This is a genomic window from Kineococcus gurbantunggutensis, assembly GCF_050871925.1.
Taxonomy (GTDB): Bacteria; Actinomycetota; Actinomycetes; order Actinomycetales; family Kineococcaceae; genus Kineococcus.
In genome coordinates, this window is record NZ_JBJLSG010000005.1 from 65,744 (window position 1) to 74,655 (window position 8,912).

General features: G+C 79.5%; 9 protein-coding genes and 2 pseudogenes. 5 read left to right on the top strand and 6 right to left on the bottom strand.

The annotated features are described in order from the left end of the window. Positions 1-36 precede the first annotated feature (36 nt). The 3 genes and pseudogenes from ACRYR7_RS01635 to cofC all read right to left on the bottom strand — a co-directional run bounded on the left by ACRYR7_RS01635 (position 37) and on the right by cofC (position 2,694). A complete protein-coding gene (locus ACRYR7_RS01635) occupies positions 37-648 on the bottom strand; it encodes a suppressor of fused domain protein (protein ID WP_432570326.1) in 612 nt (203 codons plus the stop codon). 8 nt (positions 649-656) lie between these two features. Continuing rightward, positions 657-1,943, bottom strand: a pseudogene (gene cofG / locus ACRYR7_RS01640) (7,8-didemethyl-8-hydroxy-5-deazariboflavin synthase CofG); the annotation flags it as partial. Between the two features lie 115 nt (positions 1,944-2,058). Further along, entirely contained in the window at positions 2,059-2,694 is a 636-nt protein-coding gene (gene cofC, locus ACRYR7_RS01645; RefSeq protein ID WP_432570327.1) for a 2-phospho-L-lactate guanylyltransferase, read from the bottom strand. Positions 2,695-2,798: 104 nt separating this feature from the next. Between cofC and ACRYR7_RS01650 the strand changes: the two are divergent. The 3 genes and pseudogenes from ACRYR7_RS01650 to ACRYR7_RS01660 all read left to right on the top strand — a co-directional run. Continuing rightward, positions 2,799-3,218: pseudogene (locus tag ACRYR7_RS01650) on the top strand (molybdenum cofactor biosynthesis protein MoaE); the annotation flags it as partial. 45 nt (positions 3,219-3,263) lie between these two features. After that, positions 3,264-4,364, top strand: coding sequence for an FO synthase (locus ACRYR7_RS01655; protein ID WP_432570328.1), 1,101 nt, complete (start codon positions 3,264-3,266; stop codon positions 4,362-4,364). Beyond that, on the top strand, positions 4,361-5,869 hold the full coding sequence (locus ACRYR7_RS01660; protein ID WP_432570329.1) for a flavin-containing monooxygenase: 1,509 nt from the start codon (positions 4,361-4,363) through the stop codon (positions 5,867-5,869). The genes ACRYR7_RS01655 and ACRYR7_RS01660 overlap by 4 nt, the downstream gene beginning before the upstream one ends. 46 nt (positions 5,870-5,915) lie before the next feature. Here the strand turns inward: ACRYR7_RS01660 and ACRYR7_RS01665 are convergent, their stop codons facing one another. Continuing rightward, positions 5,916-6,158, bottom strand: a complete 243-nt coding sequence (locus ACRYR7_RS01665) for a MoaD/ThiS family protein (RefSeq protein ID WP_432570336.1) — start codon at positions 6,156-6,158, stop codon at positions 5,916-5,918. Between the two features lie 91 nt (positions 6,159-6,249). Continuing rightward, positions 6,250-7,347: a GTP 3',8-cyclase MoaA gene (gene moaA / locus ACRYR7_RS01670; protein WP_432570330.1), complete on the bottom strand. Its 1,098-nt coding sequence runs from the start codon at positions 7,345-7,347 to the stop codon at positions 6,250-6,252. A 157-nt stretch (positions 7,348-7,504) separates the two neighbouring features. On the opposite strand from moaA, the gene ACRYR7_RS01675 reads away from it, so the two are divergent. Then, the gene (locus ACRYR7_RS01675) at positions 7,505-7,678 is read left to right on the top strand and encodes a hypothetical protein (protein WP_432570331.1); all 174 of its coding nucleotides are present in this window, start codon (positions 7,505-7,507) and stop codon (positions 7,676-7,678) included. Positions 7,679-7,742: 64 nt separating this feature from the next. On the opposite strand, the gene ACRYR7_RS01680 is transcribed toward ACRYR7_RS01675, so the two are convergent. Continuing rightward, positions 7,743-8,033, bottom strand: a complete 291-nt coding sequence (locus tag ACRYR7_RS01680) for a WXG100 family type VII secretion target (protein ID WP_432570332.1) — start codon at positions 8,031-8,033, stop codon at positions 7,743-7,745. 187 nt (positions 8,034-8,220) lie between these two features. On the opposite strand from ACRYR7_RS01680, the gene ACRYR7_RS01685 reads away from it, so the two are divergent. Continuing rightward, entirely contained in the window at positions 8,221-8,841 is a 621-nt protein-coding gene (locus ACRYR7_RS01685) for a DUF4031 domain-containing protein (RefSeq protein ID WP_432570333.1), read from the top strand. The last annotated feature ends 71 nt before the right edge of the window (positions 8,842-8,912 follow it).

The window sequence follows — 8,912 nt, forward strand, 5'->3', positions numbered from 1 at the left end:
GGCGGGGCCGGCGGGACCGGGCCGCCCGTCAGCCGCTCAGGCCAGGTCCACCGGCGGCCGGCGCAGGTCGGCCACGGCGATCTCCGCCGCCGCGAACCGCTCCTCCAGCGCCTCCAACCCGCGCGCGTCCAGGAAGTCGCGCTCCACGTCGTGGATCGGCACCGCCTGCAGCCAGCGCACCGCCAGGTCCGGCTCGAGGCGGTAGCGCGCCAGGCGCGGGAAGAGGCCCGGCGCGGTGAGCAGCAGGTGCTGCGCGCCCCCGCCGAGCACCTCGCCGACGACGCCGGGGAAGACCGTGCCGGCCTGCACCGGCCAGCCCTCGGCCGCCGCCGTGAACGCCGGGGCCACCAGCAGCGCCGCGGCGTCGCCGGCGTCCACGCCGGTGAGCACCGTCACCAGCTCCACGCGCTCGTCGTGCCGGTCGGCGCCGGAGCCCACCACGTTCACCCAGCGGTGCATCGACAGGGTGGAGACCGACACGTGCCCCGGGCGCGGGGCATCGCGCACCGTCAGCACGTCCAGCCAGCGCCGCCCGGAGCTGTCGGAGAACTCCGAGAACTCCGGCGCGGCGTCCCGGCCGAGCTGGTCCGCCGCGAAGCGGGCCATGGCCACCTCCGCGTCGGAGGGGGGAGCGGGCTCCGCGCTCACCGCACCACCCGGCCCACCGGGCGGGCCGCCTCGTCGGCCAGGCCCGTGCCCGCGTCGGCCAGCGCCGCCAGCGGGGCGTGCAGGGCCGGGTCCACCCACTCGTCCGAGCCCGCCAGCGCGTCGAGCACGAAGCGCGGGTGCGCGGTGAGCCGCTCGGCCAGGCGGAAGCCCGCCCCGCGCGTGGTGGCGGCCAGGTCGTCCAGCTGCGGCCAGGGCCGCTCGGGGTTGACGTGGTCCGGCGTCAGCGGGGAGACCCCGCCCCAGTCGTCCACCCCGGCGGCCAGCAGTTGCTCGCGCTGGCCGGGGTCGGACAGGTTCGGCGGCGCCTGCAGCGAGACCGCCGGGCCCAGCAGCAGCCGCGCCACGGCGATCGCGGCCAGGTACTCCTCGTGCCCGAGGTCGTCGGCGCCGCGCATCGCGGTGTCGTCCTTGGCGCGGAAGTTCTGCACGATGACCTCCTGCACCCCGTCGTGGCGCGCGGCCGCGTCGCGGATCGCCAGCAGCGAGTCCACCCGCTCGGCGGGCGTCTCGCCGATGCCCACGAGGATGCCCGTGGTGAACGGCACCCGCGCCCGGCCGGCGTCCTCCAGCACCCGCAGGCGCAGCGCGGGGTCCTTGTCGGGGGAGCCGTAGTGCACCTGGCCCGGCTCGCTCCACAGCCGCGTCGCGGTGGTCTCCAGCATCATCCCCATCGAGGGCGCCACCGCCCGCGAGGAGCGCAGCGCCTCGAACGTCATCACCCCGGGGTTCAGGTGCGGCAGCAGCCCGGTCTCGTCGAGCACCAGGCGCGCCAGGTGCTGCACGTACTCCAGCGTGCCGGTGAAGCCCCGCTCGTCCAGCCAGCGCCGGGCGGCCGGCCAGCGGTCCTCCGGGGCGTCGCCCAGGGTGAACAGCGCCTCCTTGCACCCGGCGAGCGCGCCCTCGCGGGCGATCGCCAGCACCTGCTCCGGCTCCAGGTACGCCGAGGGCACCCGGCCCGGGACGGTGGCGAAGGTGCAGTAGTGGCAGCGGTCGCGGCACAGCCGCGTCACCGGCACGAACACCTTCTTGGAGTAGGTGACCACCCCGGGGCGCCCGGCGCGGGCCATCGCCTCGTCGCGCACCGGCCCGGCCAGCGCGCACAGGGCGGCCAGGTCCGCGCCGCGCGCGTGCAGCAGCACCTCGGCGGACGCGGCGTCCAGCTCACCGGCGCGCGCCGCGCCCAGGGCCGAGCGCACCCGGCCCGGCTCGGGGGCGGCGGTGGCCGGGGCGGAGCCGCGCAGCCGGCGCGGGGCGGGCAGGGGTGCGGTGGTCATCGCGGGGTCCTCCGGGGGTCGAGGGTCCGGCAGCGGGGACGTCGGGGGGCGGGGGGACGGGGCGCGGCGCGGGGGAGCGCGCGCGACGGGGTGCGGGGCGGGGCGGGGGTGCCGTTCACGGCGCGCACGGCGCGGCCAGGCCGGCGCCGGCCAGGGCGGCGCAGGTGCGCGGGCCCACGCCCAGGGCGGTGGCCGCGCGCAGCGCCTCCACGGTGTCCACGTCGCGGCGCAGGCTGGGCAGCGCGCCGGTCAGCGGGCGCGCGCCGGCCGCCCGGTGCGCGGCGGCCGAGCCGGGGCCGAAGCGGTGCGGGGGGCGCCCGTCGCGGTCGGCGACCAGGACGCTGCCGTCGCCGTCGGCGTCGGCCACCAGCACCGGGCCCGGCTGCGCGGCGGCGGCGGCCAGGGCGGTGCCCAGGTCCTCCGGGCGCAGGGCGGGCAGGTCCGCCACGAGCACGGCGGCCGGGCCGGGCGGCACGGACGCCAGCCCCGCGTCCACCGCGCGCGCCAGGCCGGGGCCGCCGGCGGGCACCGCCGCGGCGCCCAGGCCGGCGGCGGCCGCGCGCACCGCCTCGTCGTCGCTGACGCACACCGCCGCGCGCACCGCGCCGCAGCGCAGCACCGCATCCAGGCAGTCCAGGGCCATCGCCGTGGCCAGGGCCAGCCGCGGGCCCGGCGGCAGCGCCAGGCGCGTCTTGGCCGCGCCGCCGCCCTTGACGGGCACGACGACCCGCCAGCTCCCGCAGTCCTCCACGCGGGGAGTCTCCCCCACGGCGGGGCGCGGCGCCCCCGCGCCCCCGCGCCTACCCTGGGCGCGTGACGAGCGCACCCGACACCTCGCGCCTGCGCGCCCCCGCCCGGCGGGTGGCCCGCGCGGCGGTCACCGAGGACGTCCTCGACGTCGACGAGCACGCCGCCCTGGTGGCCGACGCCGCCGCCGGCGCGGTGGTGACCTTCGCCGGGGTGGTGCGCGACCACGACGGCGGCCGCGGCGTGGACGACCTGCGCTACGTGGCCCACCCCAGCGCCGGCGACGTGCTGGCGCGGGTGGTGGCGCAGGTGGCCGCGGGCTGCGAGGTCGACGCCGTCGCCGTCAGCCACCGCCTGGGCGACCTGGCCGTCGGCGACGTGGCGCTGGCGGTGGCGGTCTCCGCGGCGCACCGCGCCGAGGCGTTCGCGGCCTGCGCGCGCCTGGTGGACGAGGTGAAGGCGCAGCTGCCGGTGTGGAAGCACCAGCGCTTCGCCGACGGCGCCTCGGAGTGGGTCGACTGCCCCTGACGCCCGCGTGGGGCCCCGGCGCGCCGGGCGGGTTAGCCTCGCCGCGTGCCCCCCGCTGACCTGCGCGGCGCCCTGCGCACCGCGGCCTCCGACCCCGACCGGCTCAGCGACGCGCAGGCGCAGGCGCTGCTGGGCGCCGACGGCCCCGCCCTGGACGAGCTGTGCGCGATCGCCGACGCGGTGCGCGCGCAGCGCGCCGGCGGCGACGTCACGTACGTCGTCAACCGCAACCTCGACGTGGAGCGGGTGGGCGCCGGCACCCCCGGCGCCCGGGCGCGGGTGCGCGAGCTGGCCGCCGAGGCGCAGCGCCTGGGCGCCACCGAGGTCTGCGCGCAGGGCCCGCTGCCGCCCGGCGCCCCCGCCGACGGCTACCTGGACCTGGTGCGGGACGTGGCCGCCGGCGCCCCGGGCATCCACCTGCACGCCTTCCGCCCCGCCGAGGTCGCCGACGCCGCGCAGCGCCGCGGCGGCAGCCCCCGGGAGTTCCTCGAGGCCGCCCGCGCCGCGGGCCTGGGCTCGGTGCCCGGCACCGGCGCGCGCATCCTCGACGACGACGTGCGCGCCCGCCTGGCCGGCGGCCCGGAGATGCCGGTGGCGCGCTGGGTGGAGCTGGTCACCACCGCCCACGAGGTCGGGCTGACGTCCACGGCGACGATGGTGCACGGGCACGTGGAGGGTCCCGCCCACCAGGTGGCCCACCTGCGGCTGCTGGCCTCCATCGCCGAGCGCACCGGCGGGTTCACCGAGTTCATCCCCATGCCGTTCGTGCCGCCGCCCGGTGCGCCGCTGCCGGCGGGGTGCCGGCCGGGGCCGGACGCGCGGGAGGTGCGCGCCGTCGTGGCGGTGGCGCGGCTGCTGCTGGCCGGGCGCGTGGACCACGTGCAGGCCGCCTGGCCCAAGCTGCCCGAGCCGCTGGTGCTGCAGGTGCTGGCCGGCGGTGCGGACGACCTGGGCGGGCTGCTGCTGGACGGCGAGCTGGACCCCGCCGCCGGGCAGGAGCGGGGCCTGACGATGGCGCGCGCCGACGTCGAGCGCCTGGCCGCGGCCCTGGGCCGCGGGGTGCGCCGGCGCACCACCCGCTACGGGGACGCCGACGGCCCCGCGGGCCCGGCGGGCCCCGCGGACCCGGCCGCCGTCCCGGCGTGAGCGCCGCGGCCGTCCCGACCGGCGCGGTCACCGCGGGCGCCACCGGCGCCACCGGTGCCGGCGGTGCCGAGGAGGTCGACGTCGTCGTGGTGGGGGCGGGCTTCGCCGGCATCGGGGCGGCGCTGACGCTGGCGCGGCGCGGGCGGGAGTCGTTCGTGGTGCTCGAGCGGGCCGGCGACGTCGGCGGCACCTGGCGCGACAACACCTACCCCGGGGTGGCGTGCGACGTGCCCGCCCACCTGTACTCCTTCTCCTTCGCGCCCAACCCGTCCTGGTCGCGGGTGTTCGCCCCCGGCGCGGAGGTGCAGGCCTACCTGCGCGCCGTCTCCCGAGAGGTCGCCGACCGGGTGCGGCTGCGCACCGAGGTGCGCTCGGCGCGCTGGGACGCGGGCGCGCAGCGCTGGGAGGTGCTCACCCCGGGCGGGCGGTTCCGCGCGCGCGCCCTGGTCCTGGCGGCCGGGCGCCTGACCGAGCCGCGCCCGCCGGACGTGCCGGGCCTGTCCTCCTTCGACGGGCCGGTGGTGCACTCGGCGCGCTGGCGCGAGGACGTCGCCTGGGACGGGGCGCGCGTGGGCGTGGTCGGCTCCGGGGCCAGCGCCGTGCAGGTCGTGCCGCAGCTGGCGCGCCGCGCCGCGCGGCTGACGGTGTTCGCCCGCAGCGCCCCGTGGGTGGTCCCGCGCCGGGACCGGCCCTACTCGCCGGACGAGCGCGCCCGCTTCGCCGCCGACCCCGCCGCGGCGGAGCGCCTGCGCGAGGAGGTCTTCGCGCAGATGGAGACCGGCATCGCCGCCCGGCACCGGGTGCCGGGGGAGCTGGCGCGGCTGCGCGCGCGGGCGCTGGAGCACCTGGCCGCGCAGGTGCCCGACCCGGCGCTGCGCGCGGCGCTGACGCCGGACTACGAGGTCGGCTGCAAGCGGGTGCTGCTCTCGGACGACTTCTACCCCGCGCTGCAGCGCCCCGGGGTGCGCTGGGTGCCCTCGGCGCTGCAGCGCGTGCAGGGCCGCACGGCCGTGGCCGCCGACGGCACGCGCGCCGAGGTGGACGCGCTGGTGCTGGCGACCGGGTTCGCCACCACCGCCCAGCCGTACGCGGCGCTGGTCACCGGCCGCACCGGCACGCTGGAGCGGGCGTGGGCGCACGGGATGGTCTCGCACGCCTCCACGGTCGTGCACGGCTTCCCCAACATGTTCGTGCTCGACGGCCCCAACGCCACGCTGGGGCACAACTCCGCCGTGCACGTCATCGAGAGCCAGCTGGGCTACCTCGCCGGCGCGCTGGACCACCTGGCGCGCACGGGCGGCCCGCTGGAGGTCACCGCCGAGGCGCAGGAGAGCTACACCCGCCGGCTGGACGAGGCCGCGGCGGGCACGGTGTGGCTGCGCGGCGGCTGCACGAACTGGTACGTGGACCCGCGCAGCGGCCGGCTGACGCTGCTGTGGCCGGACACCGCCACCGCGTTCCGCGAGCGCAACGGCACCTTCGACCCGGCGCCGTTCGCCGCCTGAGGCGGGCGGGCCCCCTCGGGCCCGCGCAGGCCCGCCCGGGGCCGGTTCAGCCGCCGGCGAAGGGCGGCAGCACGTCCACGACGGCGCCGGCGGCGAGCACGTCGCCGGGCCCGGCGCCCACGCCGTCGACCAGGAAGCTGCACGCGGCCAGCACGCGGCGCAGGTCCGCGCCGCGCGAGGCGCCCACGCGGGCGACGAGGTCGGCGAGGGTGGCCCCGGCGGGCAGCTCCACGCCCTCCTCCTCCACGCCGGCCGCGGCGGCGGCCCCGGCGAAGTAGCGCACGCCCACGCGCCGGGGCTCCGCGGCGGTGTCGCCGGTGGTGGTGCCGGCGGTGTCGCCGGTGGTGGTGCCGGTGGTGGTGCCGGTGGTGGTGCTCACGTCATCCCCCGATCGAGCTCATGGGACGGGCGGGGTGCAGGAACCCCGGGTCGTCGATGTCGTGACCGGCGCGCTTGCCCCACATCGCCGCGCGCCAGGTGGCGGCGAGCTCGTCGTCGCCCGCGCCGGCGCGCATCGCGTCGCGCAGGTCGGTCTCGGTGGTGGAGAACAGGCAGGTGCGCACCTGCCCGTCGGCGGTCAGGCGCGTGCGGTCGCAGTCGCCGCAGAACGGGCTGGTCACCGAGGCGATGACGCCGACGTCGCCGGTGCGCCCGTCGGGGCCGGTGACGTCCCAGGTCTGGGCTGGGGCGGAGCCGCGGCTGGCGGCGGGGCGCTCGCGCAGCTCGAAGGCGCTGCGCAGGGCGGCGAGGACCTCCTCGCCGGTGACCATGTCGCTGCGCTGCCAGGTGCCGTGCGGGTCCAGCGGCATCTGCTCGATGAAGCGCAGCCGGTACCCCTCGCGCAGCGCCCAGCGCAGCAGGGGCACCGCCTCGTCGTCGTTGACCCCGCGCAGCAGCACGGCGTTGACCTTCACCGGCGCCAGGCCCGCGTCGGCGGCGGCGCGCGCCCCGGCGAGCACGTCGGCGTGGCGGTCCCGGCGGGTGATGGCGGCGAAGCGCTGCGGGTCCAGCGTGTCGAGGGAGACGTTGACGCGGTCCAGGCCGGCGGCGGCCAGGCCGGCGGCGCGGCGCGCCAGGCCGATGCCGTTGGTGGTCAAGGAGGTGCGCACGCGCCCGCCCGCGGGGGTGCGCAGCGCCGTGGTGGCGGCCACGACGTCCTCCAGGCCGCGGCGCAGCAGGGGCTCGCCGCCGGTGAAGCGGACCTCCTCCACGCCGAGCTCGCGCACGGCCAGCGAGATCAGGCGCACGACCTCGCCGTCGTCCAGGACGGCGGGGCGCTCCAGCCAGGGCAGCCCCTCGGGGGGCATGCAGTAGTGGCAGCGCAGGTTGCAGCGGTCGGTCAGCGAGACCCGCAGGTCGCGCGCGGTGCGCCCGTGCCGGTCGCGCAGGGGGCCGCTGCGGAAGCGCTCGTCCGCCACCGCCGCCGGGCCCGTGCCCGCCGGCCGCAGCGCGGGCAGCCCCAGGTGGACGCTCGTCACCGCCTCACCCTAAGCGGCCGTCCGGGTCCCGGCCCGCCACCACCCCGTCTTCTGACGCTGGGTAACAGGGTTGTCACGATTCGTCCCTTGACGCGGTGTTGACGCGGTCCTGACTGGATTTCAGGCGACAACAGGCGTAGGTTCAGGTGAACGGAAGATGAACGGGAGGCACCACATGAACGACATCCAGGCCAAGAAGGTGGGAGCTCCCCGCGGCCCGCAGGCCCACTGGGTCCCGGTGCGCGACGCGAAGGGGCGCACGCGCATGGAGATGCGCTGGGGCGTGCCGGGTGCGGTGCAGCACTCGCTCCCGGTGCACCGCGCCGCCTGAGGGTTCCCCGGGAGGGGGTGGACCGCCCGTCGAGGGGCGTCCACCCCCTCCGGCGCGTCCGGGCTCAGCCGGCGAACATGCGCGCGTTGGCCGTCTCCACGTCGGCGTACTGGCGGCCCGCCTGCGCCAGCGCCCGCTGGATCTCCTCCAGCGAGGCGCGCACCCGGTCCTGCGTGCCTCGCCACTGCGCGCTCAGCGCCTGGAAGCCGCTGGCGGCCTCGCCCTTCCAGCACGACTCCAGGTCCAGCAGGTGGCGCATCATGCCGTCCACCTCGGCGGCCAGGTTGGCCGCCGAGACCGAGACGGCGCCGCTGGCCTGCTGCACGCGCGCGCTGTCGACCTCGAACCTGCTCATGGGATCCTCCTCCGCGCGGGGACGACCCGCGCCGCGTGGGGGAGAGCCGTCCCTCCCCGCCGAGGAGCGCGACGCTAGGCGGCACGAGGAGCCGGGTGCCGTCGTCGTCCACAGCCGCCGGGCCCGCCGACCCCCGGGGGCGCCGGTGCCTCCCGCGGCGCGCGGCGCGCACCACCGGGCCCGCGCGGTGAGCGTCCTCGTCGACACCGCCCGCTGGCCCGCCCACGGCCGCTGGTGGGCCCACCTGGCCAGCGACCGCTCCCTGGAGGAGCTGCACGCCTTCGCCGCAGCCCTCGGCGTGCCCCGCGGCGCCTTCGAGGGCGACCACTACGACGTGCCCGCCGAGCTGGTCGCCCGCGCCGTAGCGGCCGGCGCCGAGGCCGTCAGCACCCGCGAGCTGCTGCACCGGCTGCGCGCGGCGGGCCTGCGCACCCCCAAGCGGCGCGGGGAGAGGGTCCTGGCCACGACCTCCCCGGCGCCCGGGGTGCGCGTGGACGTCGTGCGCGCGGCCCGGGTGCCCGCCCCGCACGGCACGCACCTGCTGCTGGTCCCCGCCGGCGGCGGCGTCCTGCTGAGCGCCCGCGGCGCGCTGCCGCCCGCGCCGGCCGGCGCCCGCGGGCGCGCGGCCCTGGGCTTCCGGCGGACCTGGCGGCGCGGGCCCGCCGGCACCGCCGTGCGCCACGACGGCCTGCTGCCGGCGGCGCCCGGCGAGGTCGAGGTCGCGGGCGCCCGCCCCGCGGCCCTGGACGACCCCGCCCTGGCCGGTGCCTGGTGGCTGCCGCTGGCCCGCGAGCACCTCGCGCGCTGAGCGCCCCGCCCGCGCACCGGTCCCCGCGCGGACAGGGCGCGCGCAGCCGGGGCCCGGCCGCGGGTGCGGCC